The sequence below is a fragment of the Brevundimonas alba genome, from assembly GCF_011927945.1.
Lineage (GTDB): Bacteria > Pseudomonadota > Alphaproteobacteria > Caulobacterales > Caulobacteraceae > Brevundimonas > Brevundimonas alba.
On sequence record NZ_JAATJM010000002.1, the window covers coordinates 323,584 to 348,281 of the forward strand.

Below are 24,698 nucleotides of genomic sequence, written 5' to 3' on the forward strand. Positions count from 1 at the left end.
GATGGAGCCCGTCGGCCGCCCCGCCAATGACGAGGCCGGCGGCCGCTGCGCCTATCAGGGTGCACCCGGCGCCTTCAGCCACGAAGCCGTCATCGACCTGCGCCCGTGGGACGAGCCGGTGGCCTACGACAGCTTCGACGCCGCCATCGCCGCCCTGAAGTCGGGCGATGTCGGATGCGCCCTGATCCCGGTCGAGAACACCACCATCGGCCGCGTCGAACCTGCCGCCTCCCTGATCGAGGCCGCGGGCCTGACCGTCGTGTCCGAGGTCTGGCGCCCCATCCGCCTCGCGCTGATGGCCCCGGCCGGCGCCCGGATCGGCGACATCAAGACGGCGGAAAGCCATCCCGCCGCCCTCGGCCAGTGTACCGGCACGCTCGGCGAGCTCGGCATCGAACCGGTCGAGGCTTTCGACACCGCCGGCGCCGCTCGCGCCGTCGCCGACGCCGGCGACCTGACCCGCGCCGCCGTCGCGCCTGCCCGGGCCGCCGAAGTCTATGAGTTGTCGATTTTGCGCAACGACATCCAGGATTCCGAAGACAACCGCACGCGTTTTGTCCTTCTGAGCGTCTCCGGCGCTTGACCTTGCACGATCCGTGCGCCCAATGAGCCTCATGGTCCGTTCGCAAGCCATCGCTGCGACTGCATTTGCCGGCTTCACCGCCGTTGCGGACCTGTATTTCTACGGCTTTCGATACGCCGGCTGAGGCGTCGGGCATCGCGTCCTGACCGCCTCGCCGGCGACCGCTCCGTGACGGAGCGGCGGCTCGCAAAACGCCCAGCCCTCATCGAAACCGAAAGTCCCTCCCGTGCCGCATTCCACGCTCCAGCAAGTCTGGCCCGCCCCCCTCGACGTCTCCCCTGAACAGATGGCGCTCGCCGCCCTGCGGCATGAGATCGACGTTCTCGACGATCAACTCCTCGCCCTGTTCGAACGCCGCCTCGCCATCGCCGCCCGGGTCGGCAAGGCCAAGGACGCGCCCTCCGGCCCACACGTCAAACTGCGTCCCGATCGCGAACAGGCCGTCCTCGACCGCGTCTTGGCCCAGTCCGAACCGGACAACCGCGAGGCCGTCGAATCCCTCTGGCGCCAGATCGTCGGCTGGGGCCTCGCCCGCCAGGGGCGGATGCAGGTGCAGGTCTGGTCGCCCGTCGAGCCGACCCGCGCCTTCGACGGCGCCCGCCTTCGTTTCGGCGCGGCCGCCGACATGCGCGCCGTCCGCGATCCGCAGGCTGCGTTGAAATGGGCGTCCGAGGGGCACGGCGTCGCCGTCCTCGCGGTCAACGCCGGCGATCCCTGGTGGACCGGCCTGCGCCGCGAATGGGCCGGCCTCAGCGTCTTCGACGGCTTCGGCGGTGAGACCCCGACGGCCTTGGCGGTCGGCCGGATCGATCCCGCGGCCCTGCCGAGCGGCCGCCGCGTCCTCGTCACCGCCGGCGGCGACGCGGGCGACGGCTCGGGCATCCGCCGCCGCGGCCTCGACACCCACCACGGCTGGACGCTGTCGCTGACCGACGCCGCGCTTCCCGTGGGCGGCGCGGAAGGCTGCGTCGGCGCGATCGGCTAGGGCGGCGCGGTCAGATCGCCATATTGTCGATCAACCGGGTCTTCCCCAGCCAGGCGGCGGCGATGACCCGGGCCGGCCCGTCGACCACGCCGGACCCGAACTCGCCCAGATCGTCGGCCTTCCGGATCGCTACATAATCAACGTGGGCGTATCCGGCGGTCAGCAGGGCCTCCCGGGCCGCGGCCTCGACCTCATCGATCCGCTCCCCCGCCGAGGCCTTGGCGCCAGCCTCGGCCAGCACCCCGTTCAGCCGCCGCGCCACCTCCAGCTGCTCTGCCGACAGGTAGGCGTTGCGCGACGACAGGGCCAGACCATGCCCGTCCCGCACGGTCGGCGAGCCCACGATCTCAACCGGAATATCCAGATCGCGCACCAGCCGCCGGACCACGATGAGCTGCTGGAAATCCTTCTCGCCGAACACCGCCACATGCGGCTGAACCTGGTTCAGCAGCTTGGCCACGACCAAGGCCACCCCGCCAAACATCTGCGGCCGGAACACGCCCTCCAGCCCCTCCGCCGGCGCGCCGACCGAGATCGTCGTCGTCGCATTCGCCGGATACATCTCGCCGACGGCGGGGGCGTACATCAGCGCGCACCCGGCGCCGGCCAGCAGCTCCGCGTCCTGCGCCTCCTGCCGCGGATAGGAGCCGAGGTCCTCGTGCGCGGCGAACTGGGTCGGATTGACGAAGACGCTGGCCACCACCCGGTCGGCCCGCTGGCCCGCCTCGCGCACAAGGGTCAAGTGACCTTCATGCAACGCTCCCATGGTCGGAACGAAGCCGACGGTGAACCCCTGCCGTTTCCAGCCGCTTACGATCTCGCGCAGCTCCGCGATGGTGCGGGCGACGGGCAGGGCCGAAGTGTCGGGCATGGTGAACGGATTAACCCTTCGCCTTAAGCGTGCTTGTGAACCGTGCTTCAAAGCCCGGCGTGCCAAGGTGCGCTTATGACGCCGAGCCTCATCATCCGTCCAGTGCTGGCCTGTCTGGCCGCCGCCACCCTGTCCGCCTGCGGCATGGTCGAGGCGAACCCGCATCGTTTCGAGAGCATGGCTGACGCCGTCGCGGCCATTCCGCTCGACGGGCAGGGCGAGACCCGCCAGTCCGCCCCCGTCGTCCGCACTGCGTCCGACAGCGGCCTGCGCCCCGCGCTGCGGGTGCAGGTGATGGATCCGCACGCCCTCTGGGACGCCCGCGACGGCATCCTGACAGACGCGGTCGAGCAGCAGGGCCAGCGTCTCGCCGCCGCCGCGGCCCCGGCTGTGGCCGAAGCCGTGGTCCAGAAGGTCTCCAACCGTATCGAAAGCGCCGCCGCGGACGCCGGCCTGCGTCCGGCCCGCGCCGTCCGCCCGGCCGCCTCGCCGCGCGCCGGAGGGCTCGTACAGATCGGCGCCTATTCCAGCGAAGCCGCCGCCCGCGCCGCGTGGACCCGCCTGAAATCAGGCGGCGCCGCCTGGGCGCTCGACGGCCTGTCTCCCGTCTACGAGGGCGTCGAGGTCGGCGGCCGCCGGCTGACCCGCCTCAAGCTACTGACGCCCGCCGCCGGAGCCGCCGCCGTCTGCGCCGCCGCCGGCATCGACGATCCGTGGTGCCACCGCTCCGCCTGATCGGCTACAGGCTGAGACGCCGGCGCCGCACATCCACAGTCAAGGCGCGCGGCTCCGTTGACGTCACGCTCCGGCCCGGCGATTCTGGCGCTCGAAGGCCGCGCGTCGAGTCGGCGGCCGCAGAGGCATCGAAATTCCATGGCTGACCCCACGGTCATCGTCGTCGGCAACGAGAAGGGCGGGGCGGGCAAGTCCACGCTCGCCATCCACATCGTCTGTGGCCTGCTGCACGCCGGCAAGTCGGTGGCCATCATCGATCTGGACCTGCGCCAGCGTTCGATGGCCAAATTCTTCGCCAACCGCGCCGCCTGGACGGCCGGCAACGGTCAGGTCCTCCCCATGCCGGTCGAGCCCGACATGGGCGACGGCAAGGCGCTGGCAAAGGCCGACGAGACCGAGCAGATGGCGCGCTTCGACGCCGCCTTCGCCGAGGCGCGCGCCTCGGCCGACTTCATCCTGATCGACACCCCCGGCGGCGACACCCTGCTGTCGCGGACCGCCCACGGCCTCGCCGACCAGATCGTCACGCCGATGAACGACAGCTTCGTCGATTTCGACCTGCTGGGTCAGGTGGACCCCGTCACCCTCGAACTGCTCAAGCCCTCGATCTACTCCGAGAGCGTCTGGGAGGCGCGCAAGCACCGCGCCATCACCGAGGGGCGCTCGGCGGCCATCGACTGGATCGTGGTCACCAACCGCCTCGCCGTCGCCGCCGCCCGCAACCGCCAGCGGCTCGAGGAGCGGATGGAGAAGCTGGCCCGCCGCGTCGGCTTCCGCATGGGCCCCGGCCTGCGCGATCGCGTCATCTACCGCGAGCTCTTCCCCTTCGGCCTGACCGTCGCCGACCTGTCCAACGACGTCCGCCCCGTGGCCGTCTCGCTGGCCCACGTCGCCGCGCGGCAGGAACTGCGCAATCTGATGCAGGCGCTCGGCCTCGACGGCGGCTCCCTCAACGCTCCGCTGGACGCGGCCGCGTGACGTCTTGAGCCTGATCTGGCTGGCTCTGGCGGCGATCGCCGTCTGGGCGCTGGTCCGGCTGGGCCGACAGACCGAGCGGCGAGGGCAGGGCCACTGGCGCGTCACCGCCACCCTGTTTAGCGCCGTGCTCATCGCCGGTGCGGTTCTGCTCGCCTCGCGAGGGTCCTGGTTCACCGCCGCGGCCCTCGGAGGCGCCGGCCTCTGGCTCACCGTCGCCTCGCGTCAGCGCACGACTCCTCCGCGCACAGAGGCCATGACCGCGGCCGAAGCCCGCTCGCTGCTTGGCGTCGCCGCCTCGGCCACGCCACAGGAAATCAACACGGCCTGGAAGCGGCTCATGGCCCGTGCCCATCCCGATCAGGGCGGCACGGAAGGCCTGGCCTCCCGCCTCAACGCCGCTCGGGACCGCCTGCTGAAAGGCTAGGCCTTTGCCGTCGCCTTCTTGGCGGCCGGCTTTTTCGCCGCAGCCTTCTTGGCCGCCGGCTTCTTGGCGGTCGCCGCCTTTTTCGCCGGCGCCTTCTTGCCCTTGGACGGAGCCGCCGCCGCCCGCGCCGCCAGCAGCGGCAGGGCCGCCTCCAGCGTCAGGTCCTCGGGGGCCGTGCCTTTCGGCAGGGTGGCGTTGATCTTGCCCGACTTCACATAGGGCCCGAACCGGCCCGCCATGACGTGGATCGGATCGCCCGTCTCCGGATGCGCGCCCAGATCCTTCAGCGGGGCCGTGGCGGCTCCGCGTCCGGCGAATTTACCCGCCCGTTTCTCGGCCAGCAGCACGACGGCGCGGTTCAGCCCGACGTCGAACACCTCGTCGATGTCCGCGACATTGGCGTAGGTCCCGGCGTGCTGAACGAACGGCCCGTAGCGCCCAAGCCCGGCGGTGATCGGCTTGCCGTCCTCCGGATGCATGCCGACCTCGCGCGGCAGGGCCAGCAGCCTCAGAGCCTGCTCCAGCTCCAGCGACGCCGGCGACCAGCCCTTGGGCAGGGACGACCGCTTGGGCTTTTCGGCCCCCGGCGGCGTGGTCTCCACATAGGGCCCGAAGCGCCCGATCTTCAGATGCACCGGCTGCCCCGTCTCCGGGTCCAGCCCCAGCTCGCGGTCCGTCCCGGCCTCGGCGTCCGACGCGCCGCTGCCGAAGCCGCGGGTGTATTTGCACTCCGGATAGTTGGAGCAGCCGATGAAGGTCGACTTCATCTTGAAGCTGGCCTTCAGGTGCAGCCGGCCCGTGCCGCAGACCGGGCACAGGCGCGGGTCCGTCCCATCCGCCTTGGGCGGGAACAGGAAGGGCCCGATCGCCTCGTCCAGCTTGTCGATCACGCCCTGCTGGCCGGTGACCTCGTCCGTCGCCGGCTTCAGCTGACCCCAGAAATCCCGCAGCAGCTTCTTCCAGTCCAGATCGCCGGCGGACACCTCGTCCAGCTGGCTCTCGAGATCGGCGGTGAAGTCGTACTGCACCCACTTGCCGAAGAACTGTTCGAGGAAGGCCGTGACCAGCCGCCCGGTGTCCTCGGGAATGAACCGGTTCTTGTCCATCCGCACATAGCCGCGGTCGCGCAGAGTCGTCAGGATCGAGGCGTAGGTCGACGGGCGGCCGATGCCCAGCTCCTCCAGCTTCTTGACCAGGGTGGCCTCGGAGAAGCGCGGCGGGGGCTCGGTGAAATGCTGCTCGGTGCGGATGGCCTCGACCTTGACGGTCGCGCCTTCCTTCAGAGCGGGCAGGCGGGTGGTGTCGTCCTCGTCGTCCTCGCCCGACTTCGGCTTGTCGTCGCGGCCCTCTTCATAGACCGCCATGAAGCCGTCGAAGGCCACGACCTGCCCGGTGGCGCGCAGGGCCGTCTGGCCCGTCGGCTCCTCGATCTCGACCGTGGTGCGGTCCAGCCGCGCCGACTCCATCTGGCTGGCGATGGTCCGCTTCCAGATCAGTTCGTACAACCGCTGCAGGTCGCCCTCGAGCCGCAGGGTTTCGGGCGCCCGGGCCATGCTCGTCGGCCGGATCGCCTCGTGGGCCTCCTGGGCATTCTTGGCCTTGGACTTGTAGTAGCGCGGCTGTTCCGGGACGTAGGCCGGGCCGAAGCGACTGCCGATCACTTCCCGCGCCTGGGCGATTCCCTCCGGGCTGACGTACAGGCCGTCGGTCCGCATATAGGTGATCAGGCCGCCCTGATCGTCGACGCCCTCGTACAGCTTCTGGGCCGCCTGCATCGTCCGCTGCGCCGTGAAGCCCAGCTTGCGCGAGGCCTCCTGCTGCAGGGTCGAGGTCATGAACGGCGGGCTCGGCGCGCGCTTGACCGGCTTTTTCTCGATCGAGCGGATAGAGAATGTCCCGGAGTTGATCGCCTCCCGCGCGGCCGTGGCCATGGATTCCGATACGATATCCAGACGCTGCACCCGCTTGCCGGCGTGCTTGACCAGACGGGTCGTGAAAGGCGGGCTGTCGGCGGTCAGATCGGCCTCGACGGACCAGTATTCCTGCGCCCGGAACGCCTCGATCTCCAGCTCGCGGTCGACCACGATACGCAGGGCCACGGACTGCACCCGGCCCGCCGAACGTGCGCCCGGCAACTTGCGCCAAAGCACGGGCGACAGGGTGAAACCCACCAGATAGTCCAGCGCCCGCCGGGCCAGATAGGCCTCGACCAGCTCCATGTCGAGCTGGCGCGGGGCGGCCATCGCCTCCAGCACCGCGCCCTTGGTGATGGCGTTGAACGTCACCCGCTCGACCGGCGTGTCCTTCAGCGCCTTCTTCTTCGTCAGGATGTCCAGCACGTGCCAGCTGATTGCCTCGCCCTCGCGGTCGGGGTCGGTGGCGAGGATCACGCGGTCGGACTTCTTCGCGGCCTCGGCGATCTCCGACATCCGCTTGGACGCCTTGGGGTCGATCTCCCACGACATGGCGAAATCGTCGTCGGGGAGGACCGATCCGTCCTTCGACGGCAGGTCGCGGACGTGCCCGTAGGACGCCAGGACATGGAAGTCCGGGCCCAGATATTTATTGATGGTCTTGGCCTTTGCGGGGCTCTCGACGACGACGAGGTTCATGCGGGGAGGGGGCCTTAAACGGGCTCTGAAAGGGGGCGGAACGTGGTTGGCGGGAGCGTCGCTGTCAATCGGCGCTGGAATTCGGCGGTCGCGTCAGCTCGAAACCAGACCTCCCGGCAACAGGGTCGCACGCCCGGCGAGGCTCAGTTCCAGCAGGGCCGCAGCCACCGCGCCGATGGGCGCCGACAGGGCGCGAGCCAGTTCGTCCCGCGGGGTCGGCGTCGGGGACAGCAGGGCGGCGACCTTGTCGAGAAACGCTCCGTCGACTTCGTCGGGTGCGCCCTCGAACGGATTTCCCGCGGGCGGCTCGCGCAACGTCCGGAGAGTCGAGAACGCCCGCTCCACATCCTCCAGCCCCTCGCACAGGATCGCCCCCTGCCGCAGCAGCTCGTTCGGTCCACGCGACCGGGGGTCCAGCGGCGAGCCCGGCACGGCGAAGACGTCGCGGCCCTGCTCCCCCGCCAGCCGCGCGGTGATCAGCGAGCCGGAGCGAATCTCCGCCTCGACTACGATGACCCCGCGCGACAGGCCTGAGATGATGCGGTTGCGACGCGGGAAGTCCTTGGCCTGCGCCTTCGCGCCGACCCGGCTCTCCGAAAGGACGCAGCCCTGTTCGGCGATCTGGCGATAGAGGTCGGCGTTCTCGGGCGGATAGATGTCATCGACGCCGCCACCCAGCACGGCGACGGTTCCGGTCGGCAGGGCGCCGGCGTGGGCTGCGCTGTCGATCCCACGGGCCAGCCCCGATACGACCACATGCCCCGCCTCGCCCAGCTGTTGCGACATGCCCCGTGCAATCCGCTGCCCGCCGGCCGAGGCGATCCGGGCGCCGACCACCGCGATGCACGGCCGCGCCATCAAGCCGACGTTCCCGAGCGCCCAAAGCATCGGCGGCGGCGGATCGACGGCGGCCAGCATCTCCGGGTAGTCCGCGTCGCCCAGTACGATCAGTCGGGCGCCGAGCCGCGCGCCGGCCTCGACCTCCGCCTCGATCTCGCCCACGGCCGGCAGGTCATGCCCGTGGCCGCCGCCCCGCCGCAGCAGGTCCGGCAGGGCCTCGACCGCCCGCTCCGCCGAGCCGAACCGGTCCAGCAGCTGTTTGAAGGTGACAGGCCCAACCCTGTCCGTCCGCGCCAGTCGTAACCGGGCCAGCCGCTCCGTCTCCGGCAGCGGCGCCCGGGAGGCGGTCACGCCTTGCCGGCGCCGATACGGGGCTCGGTCCCCTTCAGCAGGCGGGTGATATTCTGATGATGCCGGATCCAGATCAGCACGCCGGTGAAGGCGGCAAGGGCGATGATCGGCGCCGGAGCGGGCAGGCCGAGCATTGCGAGAGGGAGCAGGGCGTAGAGCGGCGCGGCCGCCGACGAAACCAGCGCCGCCAGCGAAGAGATGCGGAACAGGGCGGCGACGATCAGCCAGGTCGCTCCGGCCAGCAGGCCCAGCGGCCAGGCGGCGGCCAGCAACAGCCCGAAGAAGGTCGCCACACCCTTGCCGCCCTTGAAGCCGAGCCAGACGGGGAACAAATGGCCGAGGAAGGCCGCTCCGCCCGCGATCGCGGCGATCGCCGGCACGTCCGGGAACAGGAAGCGCGCCACCAGCAGCGCCGCGGCGCCCTTGCCGGCGTCGAGCAGCAGTGTGGCGATGGCCAGATCCTTGCGGCCCGTGCGCAGCACATTGGTCGCGCCGATGTTGCCGGACCCGATCTGGCGCACGTCCTGACCGGTCACGGCGCGCGTCAGGATCACGCCGAACGGGATGGAGCCCAGCAGGTATCCGCCCGCCGCCGCGAGCGCGAGCGTCCCCAGAGCCGGGCCGACCAGATCCTGCAACTGATTCGCTCCCCTCTAGCGTGCGTCTTGGACGATGCGTCCGCCGACGACGGTGAGCAAGACCTTCCCTTGCAGACGGCGCCCGTCGAAGGGCGAGTTCTTCGACTTGGACTTCAGTGCGTCGGCGTCGATCACCACCGGCGCGCCCGGATCGAACAGGATCAGGTCCGCCGGCGCATCCTTCGCCAGCACGCCGGCGTCGAGCCCCAGCAGCGTCGCCGGTCCGTGCGTCAGGGGACGCAATATGTCCAGCAGGTCCAGTCCGTCCTCGTGGTGCAGCGACAGCGCCGCAGGCAGCAGGGTCTCCAGACCCACGGCGCCCGGTGTCGCCTCGGCGAACGGCCGCCGCTTGTCCTCGGCCGGAGCGGGGGCGTGGGCGCTGGTGATGGCGTCGATCAGCCCGTCGTGCACCGCCTCGATCAGCGCCTGCCGGTCGCGCTCCGGCCGCAGCGGCGGGTCCATACGATAGAATGTGCGGTAGTCGCCGATGTCGATCTCGTTGAAGCACAGGTGGTTGATCGACACCGAGGCGGCGACCTCCAGCCCCTTGGCCCTCGCCCGGGCCAGCGTCTCCAGCGCGCCCTCGGTTGAGATCTGGTCGACGAGGAACCGCGCGCCCGTCTGCTCTACCAGAGCCAGATCGCGCTCCAGCTGGATCCGCTCGGCGATGGCCGGCGCGGACGCCAGCCCCAGCCGCGTCGCCAGTTCGCCCGACGTCGCGACCGCGCCTTCGCTCAGCCACGGATCGGCGGGACGGCAAGAGATCAGGGCGTTGAAGGTCGCGGCATAGCTCATCAGCCGCTGCAGCGTGCGGGTGTTGGCGATCACGGCGTCGACGTCGGTGAAATACAGCGCCCCCGCCTCATCCATCAGGCCGATCTCGGCCATCCGGACTCCGTCCCGGCCCTTGGTCGCCGCGCCGGCCGCCCGGACGTTCACCAGTTCCAGCGCCGCGCCGCGCCGCTGGATGAATTCGATCATGGCCGGATCGTCGATGGCCGGGTCGGTGTCGGGCTGGATAACGATGGTCGTTACGCCGCCCGCGGCCGCCGAAAGCGAGGCCGACTTCAGCGTCTCCTTGGGTTCCGCGCCGGGCTCGCCGGTCTTGACCCGGATGTCGATCAGGCCCGGCGACAGGCACAGGCCGCCGGCGTCCACGACCTCGGCCCCTGCCGGAGCGACCGCCCCCGCGCCGTGGATGACCTCCACGATCCGCCCGTCCTTGATCAGCACCGCGCCCGGCCCGTCGTAGTCGCTGGCCGCATCCAGCAGTCGGGCGTTGAGGATCGCCAGCGAACTCATGCCCCGGCCCCCTCGCGCCGCGCCGATAGCGCCGCCAGCACCGCCATCCGCGCCGCCACGCCCATTTCCACCTGATCCTGGATCAGCGAGACGCTCAGGTCGTCGGCCACGTCGGAATCGATCTCGACCCCGCGGTTCATCGGCCCCGGGTGCATCACCTTCGCGCCGGGTCTCGCCCAGCCCAGCTTCTCGCGATCCAGTCCCCAGAAGCGGAAATACTCGCGGGTCGAGGGCACCAGCGCCCCCTCCATTCGCTCCAGCTGCAGGCGCAGCATCATCACCACATCGACGCCCCGCAGCCCCTCGCGCATGTCGTGGAACACCTCGCAGCCCCAGCGGTCGGCATCGCCCGGGACCAAGGTCGGCGGCCCGATCAGCCGGACCCGTGCGCCCATCATCGACAGCAGGGCAACGTTCGACCGGGCCACGCGGCTGTGGGCGATGTCGCCGCAGATCGCCACCGACAGCCCGCCCACATCGCCGAACGCCCGGCGCAGGCTCAGCAGGTCCAGCAAGGCCTGCGTCGGATGCTCGTGCCGTCCGTCGCCGGCGTTGACCACCGCGCAGCCGACCTTCTGCGACAGCAGGGCCGCCGCGCCCGAGGCCGAGTGGCGCACGACCAGCACGTCCGGCTTCATCGCGTTCAGCGTCGCCGCCGTATCGATCAGTGTCTCGCCCTTGGCCACGGACGAGGTGCGCGGGCTCAGCGCCGTCACGTCGGCACCCAGCCGCTTGGCCGCGATCTCGAACGAGGCGCTGGTCCGGGTCGAATTCTCGAAGAACAGATTCATGACCGTGCGCCCGCGCATCAGGTCCAGGGACTTCGACGATTGGCGGTTGAAGTCGACGAAGGCGTCGGCGAGGTCCAGCAGCGGCGGGACGGTCGCGGCGTTCAGATCGCCTGCGGACAGGAAATGATCGCGGGGAAACGGCGCCAGCCGCTCGTGAATCAGGTCGGTGACGGCGGCGGGCTGGGTCATCGAAGCCCGGCTATAGGGGGTCATCACGCCAAATGGAACAGGGCCAGCAGCACGGGAATGCTGATCGCGCTTCCAACAGTGGTCAGGGCCACGATCCCTGCCATCAGCGGCGCGTCTCCGCCCATCTGCCGCGCGAGGATATAGCTGGCCGCCGCGCCCGGCGACGCGCCGCAGAGCAGGGCGATGGCCTGCGCCGTCTCGTCCCCGCCGTAGAGCACGCACAGCCCCCACATCAGGGGCGGCGTGACGATCAGCTTGACGAACGAGACCGCCCCGATGGTCACCCGGCGCCGCGCCACCTCGGCGAAGCTCAGCCCCGCCCCCGCCACGATCAGGCCCAGAGGCAGGGCCGCGCCGCCCAGCAGCTCCAGCGTCTCCGAAATGCCCGCCAGCCGCGGCACGCCGGCCAGGTTCAGCGCCAGACCGATCAGGCAGGCCAGCAGGATCGGGTTCGACAGGATGGCCTTCGCCAACGACAGGGGCGACATCGCCCTCTGGTCCGCGCCCCAGCGCACCAGCACGATGACGCACAGCACATTGGTCACCGGGATCATGGCCGCGATCACCACCGCCGCCAGCGCCAGCCCGTCGACGCCATAGACCGACTGGATCACCGGCAGGAAGACGAAGCTGTTCCAGCGGATCGCGCCCTGAAACAGGCTGGTGAAGGCCGGTCCGTCGATCTTCATCAGCGGCTTGGTCACCAGCGTCAGCACGGCGATGATCAGCACCGAGGTCACGGCCGCCGCCCCCGCCGCGCCCGCGCCGCCGCCCGAGATGTCGGCGTTCCAGATCGCCGGGATCAGGAAGCCGGGATAGAGGATGTGGATCGACAGCTTCTCGATCGGCCGCCAGGTTGCGTCCGGCAGGAAGTCGGACTTGCGCAGCCCGTAACCGATGGCGATCAGCACGAAGACCGGCAGGACCCCGGCGAGCAGCCCCGCCATCAGCCGCGCAGCCGGTCGAGCGCGCCCTGCAGGATCCAGGCGGCGGCGGTGCGGTCGACGACGTTGGCCCGCCGCTTGCGGTTCAGGTCCAACTCCTCGATCAGGAACCGCTCGACCGCGCTGGTCGACAGCCGCTCGTCCTGAAAGGCCACGGGCACTGCGCGCAGCCGCTGCAGGTTTCGCGCGAAGGCCCGACACGACTGCGCCCTCGGCCCCTCCGACCCGTCCATGTTCAGCGGCAGGCCGATCACCAGCCCGGACGCCTTGCGCCCGTCCATCAGCTTCAGCACCGCCTCGGCGTCCTGCGTGAATTTCGTCTTGCGGATCAGCACCAGCGGACTGGCGATCATCCGCGTCGCGTCCGACGCGGCCACCCCGATGGTCTTCTCGCCGAGGTCCAGCCCGAGCCAGGGCGTTCCCAGCGGGGTCGAGGCGGCGAGCTCTTCAAGGGTCAGGACGGTCACGGTGTCGCGGTAGGACTGGCGGGACGCCGTGTCAAAGTGCAAAGCTGGCCGCAAATCGACGAGGAGGGTCGTCCGATGAAACCGCTTCTGTTCCTCACCGCCCTGATCGGGCTCGCCGCCTGCGACGCGGGCGTCGAAAGCCGCAAGGAAGCCGTGCCGCCCGCCGAGCAGCCGGCTCCGGCCGCTACAGCCGCCCCGCTGGCCGCCGCCGGCCCCGCCGCCACGCTCCAGCCCGAGACAGACGCCGCCCTGCAGCAGGCCGCCGCCGTCGTCCGGCTCGACCAGCTGACGGGGCAGGGACCGATCACCGCCAAGCTGTTCGGCACGGCCGGCGGCGATCCGGCCATGAACGGCCTCTACACCCATCTGGCCTTCTTCCAGGGCCCGGCCGACGGCTGGCGCGTCTTCCGCCTCGGCGACGTGCTCGACTACCGTATCCTGTCGCAGCGGGCCGGCCGCATTGATCTGGAGCTTGAGGAAAGCCAGCTGGACGAGGCCACGGGCCGGATCGGCAGCCGCACCCGGCGCGTCATCGTCGGCTGGACCATCGCCGCCGACGGCTCCGCTCCGGCCGAGGTGACGGTCACGCCCGCGCAATAGCTCGCGCGTCGCTGAAACTCCCGGCCAGAATCCTTGTGAAACCGGCCCCGGGCGGCTAATCCCGCCCGCTTACGTTCTCGCTATCGGAGGGCCGCATGGCCATCGACGCCGCGACCGTGCGCCGGGTGGCGCACCTCGCCCGTATCAAGACCCCGGAAGACCGGCTGGAGCCGCTCGCCGCCGAGCTGAACGGCATCCTGAACTGGATTGAGCAGCTCAACGAGGTCGACGTCGACGGCGTCGAGCCGATGACCTCCAACGTCCACCAGCCCCTGCGCCTGCGCGACGACGTGGTCACCGACGGCGCCAGGGTCGACGCCGTCCTGTCCAACGCTCCGAAGTCCGCCGACGGCTTCTTTGTCGTCCCCAAGGTGGTCGAATAGTCATGACCGACCTGACCCGACTGACCCTCAAGGCCGCCCTCGACGGCCTCAAGGCCCGCGACTTCTCATCCGAGGAGATCACCAAAGCCTTCGTCGCCAACATCGACGCCGCCAATCCGCGCCTCAACGCCTACGTCGTCCAGACCACGGACAAGGCCCTCGACATGGCCCGCGCCTCTGATGCCCGTCTTGCGAAAGGCGAGGGCGGCGCCCTGGAAGGCGCGCCGCTGGGCATCAAGGACCTGTTCTGCACCGACGGCGTCCAGACCACGGCCGGCTCCAACATGCTGCGCGGCTTCGTCCCGCCTTATGAGTCCACCGTCACGTCCAACCTCTGGGCCGACGGCGCGGTCATGCTCGGCAAGCTGAACATGGACGAGTTCGCCATGGGCTCGTCGAACGAGACCTCGGCCTTCGGTCCCGTCGTGAATCCGTGGAAGTCGAGCGCCTCCAACGCCGACCTGACCCCGGGCGGCAGCTCCGGCGGGTCGGCCTCGGCCGTCGCCGGCGACCTCTGCCTCGCCGCCACCGCCTCCGACACCGGCGGCTCGATCCGCCAGCCCGCCGCCTTCACCGGCACGGTCGGGGTCAAGCCCACCTACGGCCGCGCCAGCCGCTTCGGCATGGTCGCCTTCGCCAGCTCGCTGGATCAGGCCGGCCCCATCGCCAGGACCGTCGAGGACGCCGCCATCCTGCTGCGCTCGATGTGCTCCTTCGACCCCAAGGATTCCACCAGCCTCGACGTCGAGACCCCCGACTGGACCGCCAGCCTCGGCAAGGGCGTCAAGGGCCTGCGTATCGGCGTGCCGAAGGAATACGTCGTCGACGGCATGCCGGCCGAGATTCAGGCGCTGTGGGATCAGGGCGTCGAATGGCTCAAGGCCGCGGGAGCCGAGATCGTCGAGATCAGCCTGCCCCACACCAAATACGCCCTGCCGGCCTATTACATCATCGCCCCGGCCGAGGCCTCGTCCAACCTGGCCCGCTACGACGGCATGCGCTTCGGCCATCGCGCCGAAAAGGCCGCCAGCCTCGCGGACCTCTATGAGACCAGCCGCGCCGAGGGCTTCGGCAAGGAGGTCCAGCGTCGCCTGACCATCGGCGCCTATGTCCTCTCGGCCGGATTCTACGACGCCTACTACGTCCGCGCGCTCAAGGTCCGCCGCCGCATCGCCATGGATTTCGACGCCGTCTGGGACAAGGTCGACGCCATCCTGACGCCGTCGACGCCGTCGGCCGCCTTCGCCCTCGGCGACAAGCAGATCGACCCGTTGCAGATGTATCTGAACGACATCTTCACCGTGACGGCCAACCTCGCCGGCCTGCCCGGCATCTCCGTCCCCGCCGGCCTCGACAAGGGCGGCCTACCGCTCGGCCTGCAGGTGATTGGCAAGGCGCTCGACGAGGCGACGGTGTTCCAGGTCGCGGACGTACTGGAACAATCGGCCGGCTTCACGGCCCGGCCGGAGAAGTGGTGGTGAGCATGACCGACAACACCAAAACCATCCAGGGCCGCACCGGTCCGTGGGAACTCGTCATGGGGCTGGAGATCCACGCCCAGGTGGCCTCGCGCGCCAAGCTGTTCTCCGGCGCCGCCGTCGGCTTCGGCGCGGGTCCGAACGAGCAGGTGTCGCTGGTCGACGCCGGCTTCCCCGGCATGCTGCCCGTGCTGAACAAATTCTGCGTCGAACAGGCTGTCCGCACCGGCCTCGGCCTCAACGCGAAGATAAACAACCGTAGCCAGTTCGACCGAAAGAACTATTTCTATCCCGACCTGCCGACCGGCTATCAGATCAGCCAGCTGTTCTACCCGATCGTCGGTGAGGGCGTCGTCGAGGTCGAGGCCGAGGACGGCTCCTTCTTCAACGTCGGCATCGAGCGGCTGCACCTCGAGCAGGACGCGGGGAAGCTCATCCACGACCTGTCGCCGACCGAATCCTACGTCGACCTGAACCGCGCCGGCACGGCCCTGATGGAAATCGTCTCCCGGCCCGACATCCGCTCGCCGGAAGAGGCGGTCGCCTACGTCAAGAAGATCCGCACCATCCTGATCTATCTCGGCACCTGCGACGGCGACATGGAGAAGGGCAACCTGCGCGCCGACGTCAACGTCTCGGTCTGCCACCCGGGCCAGTACGAGAAGTTCAAGGCCACCGGCGACTTCAGCCACCTCGGCACGCGCTGCGAGATCAAGAACGTCAACTCGTTCCGCTTCATTTCGCAGGCCATCAACTACGAAGCCCGCCGCCAGATCGAGATCCTCGAGGACGGCGGCAAGGTCGATCAGGAGACGCGTCTCTATGATCCAACCGCCGGCGAGACGCGCTCGATGCGCTCCAAGGAAGAGGCGATGGACTATCGCTACTTCCCCGACCCCGACCTGCTGCCGCTCGAGCTGGAGCAGGCCTGGATCGACGGCATCAAGGCGTCGCTGCCCGAGCTGCCCGACGACAAGCGCCGCCGACTGATGGCCGACTACGGCCTGTCGCAATACGACGCCGTCGTCCTGATCTCGGAACAGGCCAAGGCCGACTATTTCGAAGCCGCCGCCCAAGGAAACGGAACAGGGCGCCGCGACGCCAAGCTGGTCGCCAACTGGGTCACCAACGAACTGTCCGCCCGCCTTGCCGCCGACGGCAAGGACTTCTCGGAATGCCCGCTGCCGGCCGCCCATGTGGCGGAGCTGGTGGAGCTGATCGAGAACGGGACCATCTCCTCCAAGATCGCCAAGGAGGTCTTCGACCACGTCTGGAGCGGCGAGGGCTCGCCCTCCGAGGTGGTGGAGAAACACGGCCTCAAACAGGTCACCGACACCGGCGCCATCGAGAAAGCCGTCGATGAGATCATCGCCGCCAACCCCGACAAGGCCGCCGCTGTCGCCGAGAAGCCCCAGGCCATCGGCTGGTTCGTCGGTCAGGTCATGAAGGCCACCGGCGGCAAGGCCAATCCGGCCGCGGTCAACGACATCCTGAAGGCGAAGCTGGGGCTCTAACGCCGCCCCGGCCACTGGCCTCAGCCAGATCCGGGTCGATCACGCTCGTACCGCGCGGACCCATTCAGGGGGCCGAGCCACGGCTCCCTGCGCACGGTCCAGAGCTCATAACCTGGCTCCAGTCCATTAGGCGGCCCATCCAGGGTCCCGAGCTTCACCTCGATCTCCTCCTCCCCCTCCGTCCAGGTGAACAGGGAGGCGCCGCACATGGGGCAGAACCGGTCGCCGCCCGCCCGCACCTCCCAGCAGCGGGTATCGCCTGAAATGCGCACCCGACCCTGCGGCCAGACGGCGTAGTGGGAAAAGGCCGACCCCGTGAATTTGCGGCAGGTCTCGCAATGGCAGAGGCCGACCCGCAGAGGCTCGCCCTCCAGTTCGTAGCGGACCTGCCCGCAGTTGCAGCCACCCGTGCGTGTCATCCGGCTCCGTCCTCCTCCACCTCCGCCGAATAACGAAAAGCCCGCCCGGATCGCTCCGGGCGGGCTTCATTTTGGTCGCGGTAGCCTAGTCCAGCAGCGACAGGATCACGCCGGTCGCGATCGCGGCCAGCACGATGTCGCCGGTGTCAGTCCGGTAATAACCATAGCCGCGCGGCGGGGTGCGATAGCCGTACCGGCGGTAGTCATTGATGTACCAGCTACGGCGGTAGTTGGACGGAATGACCTGTCCACGCGCCCAACGCCGGTATTCCCGGCGTTCTTGGCGCTCCCAGCGGCGATAGTCGCGGCGGTCGTTCCGGTCCGCGCGCCGTTCCCAACGCTCGTAGCGGCCATCGCGGTCGTGATCGCGTCGCCAGTCCTGGGCCGAGGCGGCCATGGGCGCGGCCAAGGTGGCCAGCGACAGGGCGCCGATCATAAGGGGTTTCAACATCTCAACGTCTCCTTCGTCTGGAGCCGCGGTCGCCGTCCATCGGAGCCCGCGACATGAGACCCGACAAGGCGCAAATCCTGCGGCTGTCTGCCTGAACCCACGCTGAACGGCCCGTTTAGGGAAAGCTGGCTCAGCGCCCCGCCGTCGTCGGGGCCTCCACGCCGCCCAGCGATCTGAGCGGAACACTGGGGCGTCAGGCCTTCCGCTTCAGCGGAAGCCAATGGGGCCACTGGCTGCTGCAGATGCTCGCCGACCGGGTGAACACGGTCGAGGGCCTCGGTCAGGATCTCAGCGGGGGCCGGCTCCCGAACCCGCTGACGTCGGTGCGACGCTCCAGCTCAGTCATTCGGCTTGGACCGTGTGGCCATGGCAGTCCACTGAGAAAAGACGGGCGTGTCCCGCGTGGACATGAATGCGATGGCAGCCGGCATGCTTCGCCAACAGACGTGGGATGGTCTCAGTAACCTCCGCAGACGTGCCCAGCGTCACCGTCTCGGTCGGGAACGCCTCGCCGGGGTGCATGACTTTCAAGGTGTATTTGGCTCGCATTCCGCGCACATCCGGACCCCCAGGTGAGGTCTAGCTACGGCAAATGTGCGGGACCGGATTTAAACTAGGTCAGACTGAATGAAAAATCGGACGCGCTCACTCCGCCGCAGGGCGGAGGCGCGTTCCGCGGCGCCGAGACGCCTACGTCGGCGACCGGACACATAGCAAAAACAAAGTTTTAGCTTTGCGTCGGCTACGCTCTCGCTTCGTTGGGAGTGTTCTCTTGAGTCCGGTCGCTTTGGTCCTACGCATCATGTCGGCACTCGCAATGGTAGTCTCCTGCGAGCGCGGTAGTATCGCGCTGAAGGCAGCGCTCATCCTCCCTTGTGTCGTCGTGCTTGGAGCCGGCGCGCTCGACCTGACGCAGGTCCAGGCCACCAAAATCCGACTGCAGGACATTGCCGACAGCGCCGCGCTTGCCTCGGCAAGCGACCTTGGCCTTGCGACAGACGGATCAAACGCAACAGAGCGCGCACGATCATTTGTTCAAACTCACTTGGCAGAGTGGGCGCAACGCCCGGCAATCGAGGAAGCTTACGAGATCGTCGATCTCGCCGGTCAGCGCGCCATCCGGGTCACGCTGTCGGCGAACCGGCCTTCCTTCTTCGCGAACCTTCTCCCGCCCGGTGGTTGGAACTTCAAAGCAGAATCCACGGCCACGACGATGGGCGTGGTGCCCCTGTGTGTTCTCGTCACCGGAACGAGCGGCTCCAAGCTGCTCAACGTTAAGGACACGGGGCGGATGAACGCGCCGGCCTGCATGGTGCACTCCAATCGCGACATCGATGTGGAGGGCGGGAGCATCACCGCCGCTGCGGTTCAGGCCGTTAAGTCCGCACGGGGCTTCATCAGCCCGGCGGCGGGCACGGGCGCCGCGCCGGTAAAAGACCCGTTTGCGGGCCTCGATCTCAACTATTCCAAAAGGCTATCCTGCACGGACGTGGAGAAGGCCAAGCCGCTTCAGGTGACATCCGGTACTTACTACGTGGCCCCGGGGAGGCACTGCGGCGGCATCGATGCGAGCGGAACGGCGCGTATTCTCCTCGACCCCGGCGACCATTTTTTTCTCGGCGGCCACCTCGCTGTGAAAGAGGACGCGCGACTGGAAGGTACGGACGTTGTGCTGTTCTTCGACAAGGAGTCGAAGTTCGAGTTCAAGGATCGCGCGCTCGTCAATCTCGATGGCCGCAAGACCGGCGCGTATGCCGGCTTGGTGATGGGTGGGACACGCGACAATACCGAGGATTTCATCATATCCGCGGACCACGTGGAGAGCCTGCTTGGGGTCATATATGTGCCGGCCGCGAAGCTAATCATCGAAGGCAAGGCGGACATCGCACGGGACAGCGCCTGGACCGTCATCGTGGCCGAGGGGATCCAGCTCAAAGGTTCACCCTCGCTGTTCATCAACGCCAACTATGAAGTTTCAGACGTTCCGGTGCCGGTCGGGGTTGGCTCCCGCACGGGCGGCTCCCGGCTCATCCAGTAGGTCTTTGTGATGCTTGTTCCGTGCCTCGCCGCGCTTTGTCTTCTCACCTTTGCGTCCTTTCTCGGCGTCATGGCCTGGAACCTGGACCAGTGGGCTTGGTGGATCGCCGCGGTAGCGGTTCTCGTTGCTTCAATGGTCCTGCTGGCTTGGCGTCGCCGCCCAAGAGCACTGGTGCCCATTCTGCTTGTCATCGGAGCGGCGATCGGGGCCGTCGGACAGTTGCAAGCCGCCGCTCGCGCCGACCTTCCGCTGGCCGCTTCAGCGTTGACGTGGCTCGGCTTGGCCGGATGCTGGCTTGCGGTAGGCAGTGCGGGCAATCGTTGCGCTGCTGAATCAGTCCGGATCCCGAGTAACAGTCATTACGCCAACCGGGCCGAGGCGGGGCGGTTGAGAGACCTCGCCGGCCGTGCGCGCAATCCGCTCGAAGCAGCGAGGCTACGGGGCAGGGCGCGGAGGCTGGAGCGAAGCTCCGCCGGCAGCTAAGGCGAAGTTCAGGCGCCGGAAGCACTCTGCGGAGGCGAGCCCGAGGTCCGCTTCCCACCCATCGCCGACATTTGGCAGGTCCGATTTACGGCACTCAGTCAAGCTGCGCAGCCGTAGCTGCAGCCGAAGCCGCTAACCGAACAGCTCACCGCTTTCCTCGCCGCCTTCGAGAACCGCTCGCGCGAGCGCACGGGTCACGGGCCGGTGCATGGCGTCGAGGCGCGCGACGATCGCCGCCGCCGCGGCCGCCGAACGGTCGATGCGCCGCAGCAGATAGGGGATCACGTCCTTGGCCGGACGGATGCCGCGCTCGGCGAAGCGGGCTTCCAGCATGGCCGCCAGCACCGCATCGTCGGGCGCCTCGACCGGGACGCTGACGGCCGCGTCCAGACGCGAGCGCAGATCGGGCAGGGCGGCTTCCCAGGCCGACGGCGGCTCGCGGGCGACCAGAAGCAGCGCCCCGCCCGGCGACTGCGCCAGATTGATCAGGTGGAACAGGGTCTCGTCGTCCGCTTCCATGGCGTCGTCCAGCAGCACCGGACGCCCCTCCAGTTCAAGCGGGTCGATCAGCGCCGCCTCGGCCCCGTGCAGGGCCACGGCCCCGACCCGTTCCGTCCAGATCTGCGCCAGCCGGCTCTTGCCGCTCCCGGCGGGCCCGCACACCGCCATCACCCCGCCGATCAGATTGGGCCAGTCCGCCAGCGCCTCGTGCGCCGCGCCGTTGCAGTCCGAGACCACGAAGCCTTCCGCGCCCTCGGGCAGGTCGCGTTGCAGCGGAAGACGCATCTGGTCGGGAGGCGAGGGGCGGGTGGTCATTGCATTCATCATAGCAGATGAACGGCGCGGTTCCGTCCCTGACCGTGGACAAGCCGCCTCATCTGTGGACGCCGGGAACCCTGCCATCCCGACACTCCCGTACCCTGTCATCCCGGCCAACAGCTGCCATTCCGAACACCCGGCTACGGTTCTGCCGTCCGCACTCCCTGCGCCCGGCCGGACGCGACCCTGTCGCGCTGGTCCCATCGGTTCGCCGAGAATCGTCAGCCTGTCCAAGGGCATAGGTTCGCCGTTCCGGGCAACGAGCCGTCTACGACCGAAGCTGACGTGGCCGGCTGCTACTGTACAGGGGTGTTCAGGCGGCGGTCTTTGACATCATGAAATGGGCGGGTTCGCATTTTTTGGGCCCAACCCTGTCATCCCGTGCATCCCGAGCCGGTGAACCTTGACTTTCGAGGGCGATAATGCGCCCTTCCGGCCTCCCGATTTGAGGCCTCCCCGGCCCGTATTCCAAGACGAACCGATCATGCACGCCTACCGCTCCCACACCTGCGGCGCCCTCCGTCTGGCTGACGCCGGATCGAATGTCCGTCTGTCCGGCTGGGTGCATCGCAAGCGCGATCACGGCGGTCTGCTGTTCGTAGACCTGCGCGACCACTACGGCCTGACCCAACTGGTGCTGCATCCGGAGACGCCCGGCTTCGAGGCCGTCGAGCGCCTGCGCGCCGAGAGCGTCATCCGCATCGACGGCGAGGTCGTCGCCCGCGAGGCCTCGGTGGTGAACCCGAACCTGCCGACCGGCGAGATCGAGATCCGCGTCGCCGGCGTCGAGGTGCTGTCCGAGGCCGCCGAACTGCCGCTGCCGGTCTTCGGCGAGCCGGAATACCCCGAGGAAATTCGCCTCAAGCACCGCTATCTCGACCTGCGCCGCGAGACCCTGCACAAGAACATCGTTCTGCGCTCGAAGGTGATCCATTCGATCCGCCGCCGCATGGTCGACCAAGGCTTCCTCGAGTACCAGACCCCGATCCTGACGGCCTCGTCGCCGGAAGGCGCCCGCGACTTCCTCGTCCCGTCGCGCCTGCACCCGGGCAAATTCTACGCCCTCCCGCAGGCGCCGCAGCAGTTCAAGCAGCTTCTGATGGTCTCGGGCTTCGACCGCTATTTCCAGATCGCGCCCTGCTTCCGCGACGAGGACCTGCGCGCCGATCGCTCGCTGGAATTCTACCAGCTCGACGTCGAGATGAGCTTCGTCACCCAGGAAGACGTCTTCGCCGCCATCGAGCCCGTCATGCACGGCGTGTTCGAGGAGTTCGCCGACGGCAAGAAGGTCGATCCCTATCCGTTCGTCCGCATCCCCTACCGGGACTCGATCGCCAAATACGGCACCGACAAACCCGACCTGCGCAACCCGATCGAGATGCAGGACGTATCCGACCACTTCCGCGACGGTGGCTTCGGCCTGTTCAACAAGATCCTAGGCGCCGACGCGAAGAACGCAGTGTGGGGCATCCCCGCGCCCAAGGGCGGCTCGCGCGCCTTCTGCGACCGCATGAACTCCTGGGCCCAGGGCGAGGGCCAGCCGGGCCTCGGCTACATCTTCTGGTCGGACGACAACAACGCCTGGGGCGGTCCCATCGCCAAGAACCTCGGCGAGGACGCCACCGCCGGCCTGATGAAGGCGCTGGGCATGGGGCAGGGCGACGCGGCCTTCTTCGCCGCCGGCGACCCGGCCGTGTTCTCGAAATTCGCCGCCAACGCCCGCATCAAGCTGGGTCAGGACCTGAACCTGATCTCGGACGACGAATTCCGCTTCTGCTGGATCGTCGACTTCCCGATGTTCGAATGGTCCGAGGAAGAGAAGAAGGTCGACTTCTCGCACAACCCCTTCTCCATGCCGCAGGGCGAGCTGGAAGCGCTGGAAACGAAGGACCCGCTCGATATCCTCGCCTACCAGTACGACATCGTCTGCAACGGCTACGAACTGTGCTCGGGCGCGATCCGGAACCACAAGGCCGAGATCATGCTCAAGGCGTTCGAGATCGCCGGCTACGACGCCTCGGTCGTCGAGGACCAGTTCGGCGGCATGCTCAACGCCTTCCGTTACGGCGCGCCCCCGCACGGCGGTCTGGCTCCCGGCATCGACCGCATCGTCATGTTGCTGGCCAACCAGGTCGCCATCCGCGAAGTCATCGCCTTCCCGCTGAACCAGCAGGGGCAGGATCTGCTGATGAGCGCGCCGGCCGAGGCTCAGGAGAAGCAGTACAAGGAACTGCACATCCGCCCCGCCCTGCCGCTGAAGGGCTGAGATGAAGAAGGCCCCGGCAGATGCGCGGGGCCTTCGATCAACGGCTGCTGGCGACCACCAGATTGCGAGTCCGTGGCGGCACGGGCGGAGCCGGCGGCCTCGGCGGCGCGGGCACGACGCGGACGCTGCTGATGCCGCGGCAGACCCGGGCGGTCAGATTGCCGGGCAGGCGGGTGTTGGCGTCGCCGCAGGCCCGTCCGACCTGCTCCTGCGTCAGATTGCGGGCGCGCGACAGGTCTGCGCCGCGAATGTCAGTCCGGTTCATCTCGGCGTCTTCGAAGTCCGCCCCGATGAACGCCCCGCCGGTCAGACGCGCGCCGTTCAAGGTCGTGTTCGAGAAGTCGGAGCCGCGGAAGTCGCCGTTCGACAGGTTCGACATGCTGATTTCCGAACCGGAAAAGTCCGTGCCGCGCGCGCTGACGTTGGCCAGCGTCATGGCGACCATCTCGGCGTTGCTCATGTCCGCGCCGCCGAGAACCGCGCCGTTCATGTTGACGCTGGTCAACTGGGCGCCGGACAGGTCGGCGTTGGAGAACCGCGTGCGCACCAGCGTGGCGCCCGAGGCGTCGACGCCGGACAGGCTGGCGTTGGAGAAGTTCGCGCCGGTGAAGTTCGCACCGACCAGAGTGGCGCCGTCGAGATCGGCCCGGCTGAAGTCGCTGCCCGAGAAGTTGGAGCCCATCAGCTCCGATCCGCGCAGGTCGGCCCCGACCAGAGTGGCGTTGATGAAGCTGGCGCCATGGAAGGCCGCGCCCGTCAGATCGCGTCCGGACAGCTCGCAGCGGTTGCAGGATCCGCCCAGCGACACCATCCGGGCGACGTCGCGGTCCTGGAGGCCGAGTTGCAGACGGATCTCCGCGGCGGCCGGGGTCGTGATCAGGGCCGCCATGGCGGCGCCGGCGGCCAGGCTGGCGGTGGTGAGGCGGCGGATCAGAGGCGAGGCGTTCTGGGTCACACCCTGCTTTTGCCTTCAAAGTCCGCCGAGCCCTACTTAAATCGCGGTAAGGTCAATGGCTTCGCGTCGACCTTAGCAGTGCGGGATACTGAGCCCCGGAGGAAGCTGCGTCGCCTCGTCGCCGCAGGCTTGGTTCAGACGGCTTTGCGTCAGACCAGTGGCGCGCTCCAGCGACGCTCCCGCGAAATTCGCCCCGCTCAGCGTTGCTCCGCTGAAGTTCGCCCCATCCAGATAGGCGCCGACGAAGTTGGCGTTGGTGAGGTTCGCACCGGCGAAACTGGAGCTGGAGAACACGCCGCCGTAGGCGTCGACGTCCCGCAGGTCCGAGTTCGAGAATCGCGTCCGGTTCATCACGCTGAGGCTCAGCGTCGCCTGCCGCAGTCTGGCGCCGCTCAGGTTCAGCCCCCGGGCTTCGAGACCCGAGAAGTCGCCCTGGAACAGGTTGCAGCCCGCGCAACTGGCGCCGCCACGCACGCGGGCGATCTGCCCGGCGTTCTGAGCCGACGCGGGCAGGGCGACCGCGGCTGCGGTCAGGGCGAGGATGGCGACGATGATCGGCTTCATGACGGGCTCCGTGTCTCG

24 protein-coding genes are annotated in these 24,698 nt (G+C 68.7%); 11 read left to right on the plus strand and 13 right to left on the minus strand.

Annotated elements, in window-relative coordinates; translation table 11 throughout:
• The first annotated feature begins 1 nt into the window (after position 1).
• Together GGQ87_RS12050 and GGQ87_RS12055 are read left to right on the plus strand one after the other, a co-directional pair.
• Complete coding sequence (locus tag GGQ87_RS12050; protein ID WP_168048092.1) at positions 2-583, plus strand: prephenate dehydratase domain-containing protein; 582 nt, start codon at positions 2-4, stop codon at positions 581-583.
• Positions 584-809: 226 nt separating this feature from the next.
• Positions 810-1,568: a chorismate mutase gene (locus tag GGQ87_RS12055; RefSeq protein ID WP_168048094.1), complete on the plus strand. Its 759-nt coding sequence runs from the start codon at positions 810-812 to the stop codon at positions 1,566-1,568.
• 10 nt (positions 1,569-1,578) lie between these two features.
• Here the strand turns inward: GGQ87_RS12055 and panC are convergent, their stop codons facing one another.
• Entirely contained in the window at positions 1,579-2,439 is an 861-nt protein-coding gene (gene panC, locus GGQ87_RS12060) for a pantoate--beta-alanine ligase (RefSeq protein ID WP_168048096.1), read from the minus strand.
• Between the two features lie 75 nt (positions 2,440-2,514).
• Here panC and GGQ87_RS12065 point away from each other — a divergent pair, with 75 nt between their 5' ends.
• The 3 genes from GGQ87_RS12065 to GGQ87_RS12075 all read left to right on the plus strand — a co-directional run bounded on the left by GGQ87_RS12065 (position 2,515) and on the right by GGQ87_RS12075 (position 4,576).
• On the plus strand, positions 2,515-3,174 hold the full coding sequence (locus tag GGQ87_RS12065) for an SPOR domain-containing protein (protein WP_168048098.1): 660 nt from the start codon (positions 2,515-2,517) through the stop codon (positions 3,172-3,174).
• Between the two features lie 138 nt (positions 3,175-3,312).
• Entirely contained in the window at positions 3,313-4,152 is an 840-nt protein-coding gene (locus GGQ87_RS12070) for a division plane positioning ATPase MipZ (protein WP_168048100.1), read from the plus strand.
• A 4-nt stretch (positions 4,153-4,156) separates the two neighbouring features.
• Positions 4,157-4,576: a J domain-containing protein gene (locus GGQ87_RS12075; protein ID WP_168048102.1), complete on the plus strand. Its 420-nt coding sequence runs from the start codon at positions 4,157-4,159 to the stop codon at positions 4,574-4,576.
• Here GGQ87_RS12075 and topA read toward each other — a convergent pair.
• From topA to ruvX, 7 genes are all read right to left on the minus strand, one after another.
• Entirely contained in the window at positions 4,573-7,188 is a 2,616-nt protein-coding gene (gene topA / locus GGQ87_RS12080; protein WP_168048104.1) for a type I DNA topoisomerase, read from the minus strand. The genes GGQ87_RS12075 and topA overlap by 4 nt on opposite strands.
• Positions 7,189-7,281: 93 nt before the next feature.
• Positions 7,282-8,379, minus strand: a complete 1,098-nt coding sequence (gene dprA / locus GGQ87_RS12085) for a DNA-processing protein DprA (RefSeq protein ID WP_342448360.1) — start codon at positions 8,377-8,379, stop codon at positions 7,282-7,284.
• Positions 8,376-9,017 (minus strand): glycerol-3-phosphate 1-O-acyltransferase PlsY, encoded by a 642-nt coding sequence (gene plsY / locus GGQ87_RS12090; protein WP_168048106.1) that lies wholly within the window; start codon positions 9,015-9,017, stop codon positions 8,376-8,378. Before plsY ends, dprA begins: the two co-directional genes overlap by 4 nt.
• Before the next feature lie 15 nt (positions 9,018-9,032).
• Positions 9,033-10,319, minus strand: a complete 1,287-nt coding sequence (gene pyrC / locus GGQ87_RS12095; RefSeq protein ID WP_168048108.1) for a dihydroorotase — start codon at positions 10,317-10,319, stop codon at positions 9,033-9,035.
• Positions 10,316-11,323 carry an aspartate carbamoyltransferase catalytic subunit gene (locus tag GGQ87_RS12100; protein ID WP_425339287.1) on the minus strand — a complete coding sequence of 336 codons (1,008 nt, stop codon included), beginning with the start codon at positions 11,321-11,323 and terminating at the stop codon, positions 10,316-10,318. The genes pyrC and GGQ87_RS12100 overlap by 4 nt, the downstream gene beginning before the upstream one ends.
• Positions 11,323-12,246: an AEC family transporter gene (locus GGQ87_RS12105; protein ID WP_168048112.1), complete on the minus strand. Its 924-nt coding sequence runs from the start codon at positions 12,244-12,246 to the stop codon at positions 11,323-11,325. Before GGQ87_RS12105 ends, GGQ87_RS12100 begins: the two co-directional genes overlap by 1 nt.
• Complete coding sequence (ruvX, locus tag GGQ87_RS15465) at positions 12,246-12,710, minus strand: Holliday junction resolvase RuvX (protein WP_168049236.1); 465 nt, start codon at positions 12,708-12,710, stop codon at positions 12,246-12,248. The genes GGQ87_RS12105 and ruvX overlap by 1 nt, the downstream gene beginning before the upstream one ends.
• A 75-nt stretch (positions 12,711-12,785) precedes the next feature.
• Between ruvX and GGQ87_RS15470 the strand changes: the two genes are divergently transcribed.
• The 4 genes from GGQ87_RS15470 to gatB all read left to right on the plus strand — a co-directional run bounded on the left by GGQ87_RS15470 (position 12,786) and on the right by gatB (position 16,685).
• Positions 12,786-13,310, plus strand: coding sequence for a hypothetical protein (locus GGQ87_RS15470; RefSeq protein WP_168048114.1), 525 nt, complete (start codon positions 12,786-12,788; stop codon positions 13,308-13,310).
• A gap of 95 nt (positions 13,311-13,405) precedes the next feature.
• Positions 13,406-13,693 (plus strand): Asp-tRNA(Asn)/Glu-tRNA(Gln) amidotransferase subunit GatC, encoded by a 288-nt coding sequence (gene gatC, locus GGQ87_RS12120; protein WP_168048116.1) that lies wholly within the window; start codon positions 13,406-13,408, stop codon positions 13,691-13,693.
• Between the two features lie 2 nt (positions 13,694-13,695).
• Positions 13,696-15,174 (plus strand): Asp-tRNA(Asn)/Glu-tRNA(Gln) amidotransferase subunit GatA, encoded by a 1,479-nt coding sequence (gatA, locus tag GGQ87_RS12125; RefSeq protein ID WP_168048118.1) that lies wholly within the window; start codon positions 13,696-13,698, stop codon positions 15,172-15,174.
• A gap of 2 nt (positions 15,175-15,176) precedes the next feature.
• A complete protein-coding gene (gene gatB, locus GGQ87_RS12130; RefSeq protein ID WP_168048120.1) occupies positions 15,177-16,685 on the plus strand; it encodes an Asp-tRNA(Asn)/Glu-tRNA(Gln) amidotransferase subunit GatB in 1,509 nt (502 codons plus the stop codon).
• A gap of 20 nt (positions 16,686-16,705) precedes the next feature.
• Here the strand turns inward: gatB and GGQ87_RS12135 are convergent, their stop codons facing one another.
• Both GGQ87_RS12135 and GGQ87_RS12140 read right to left on the minus strand, forming a co-directional pair.
• Positions 16,706-17,104 (minus strand): GFA family protein, encoded by a 399-nt coding sequence (locus GGQ87_RS12135; RefSeq protein ID WP_168048122.1) that lies wholly within the window; start codon positions 17,102-17,104, stop codon positions 16,706-16,708.
• Between the two features lie 85 nt (positions 17,105-17,189).
• The gene (locus GGQ87_RS12140; protein ID WP_168048124.1) at positions 17,190-17,555 is read right to left on the minus strand and encodes an RcnB family protein; all 366 of its coding nucleotides are present in this window, start codon (positions 17,553-17,555) and stop codon (positions 17,190-17,192) included.
• A gap of 772 nt (positions 17,556-18,327) precedes the next feature.
• Here GGQ87_RS12140 and GGQ87_RS12145 point away from each other — a divergent pair.
• On the plus strand, positions 18,328-19,593 hold the full coding sequence (locus tag GGQ87_RS12145) for a pilus assembly protein TadG-related protein (protein WP_168048126.1): 1,266 nt from the start codon (positions 18,328-18,330) through the stop codon (positions 19,591-19,593).
• 615 nt (positions 19,594-20,208) lie between these two features.
• Here GGQ87_RS12145 and GGQ87_RS12150 read toward each other — a convergent pair.
• Positions 20,209-20,892 carry a P-loop NTPase family protein gene (locus GGQ87_RS12150; RefSeq protein WP_168048128.1) on the minus strand — a complete coding sequence of 228 codons (684 nt, stop codon included), beginning with the start codon at positions 20,890-20,892 and terminating at the stop codon, positions 20,209-20,211.
• Positions 20,893-21,379: 487 nt separating this feature from the next.
• Here GGQ87_RS12150 and aspS point away from each other — a divergent pair, with 487 nt between their 5' ends.
• Positions 21,380-23,161 carry an aspartate--tRNA ligase gene (gene aspS / locus GGQ87_RS12155; RefSeq protein ID WP_168048130.1) on the plus strand — a complete coding sequence of 594 codons (1,782 nt, stop codon included), beginning with the start codon at positions 21,380-21,382 and terminating at the stop codon, positions 23,159-23,161.
• 37 nt (positions 23,162-23,198) lie between these two features.
• On the opposite strand, the gene GGQ87_RS12160 is transcribed toward aspS, so the two are convergent.
• Positions 23,199-24,116, minus strand: a complete 918-nt coding sequence (locus GGQ87_RS12160) for a pentapeptide repeat-containing protein (RefSeq protein ID WP_342448361.1) — start codon at positions 24,114-24,116, stop codon at positions 23,199-23,201.
• A 72-nt stretch (positions 24,117-24,188) separates the two neighbouring features.
• Entirely contained in the window at positions 24,189-24,680 is a 492-nt protein-coding gene (locus GGQ87_RS12165) for a pentapeptide repeat-containing protein (RefSeq protein ID WP_168048132.1), read from the minus strand.
• Between the last annotated feature and the right edge of the window lie 18 nt (positions 24,681-24,698).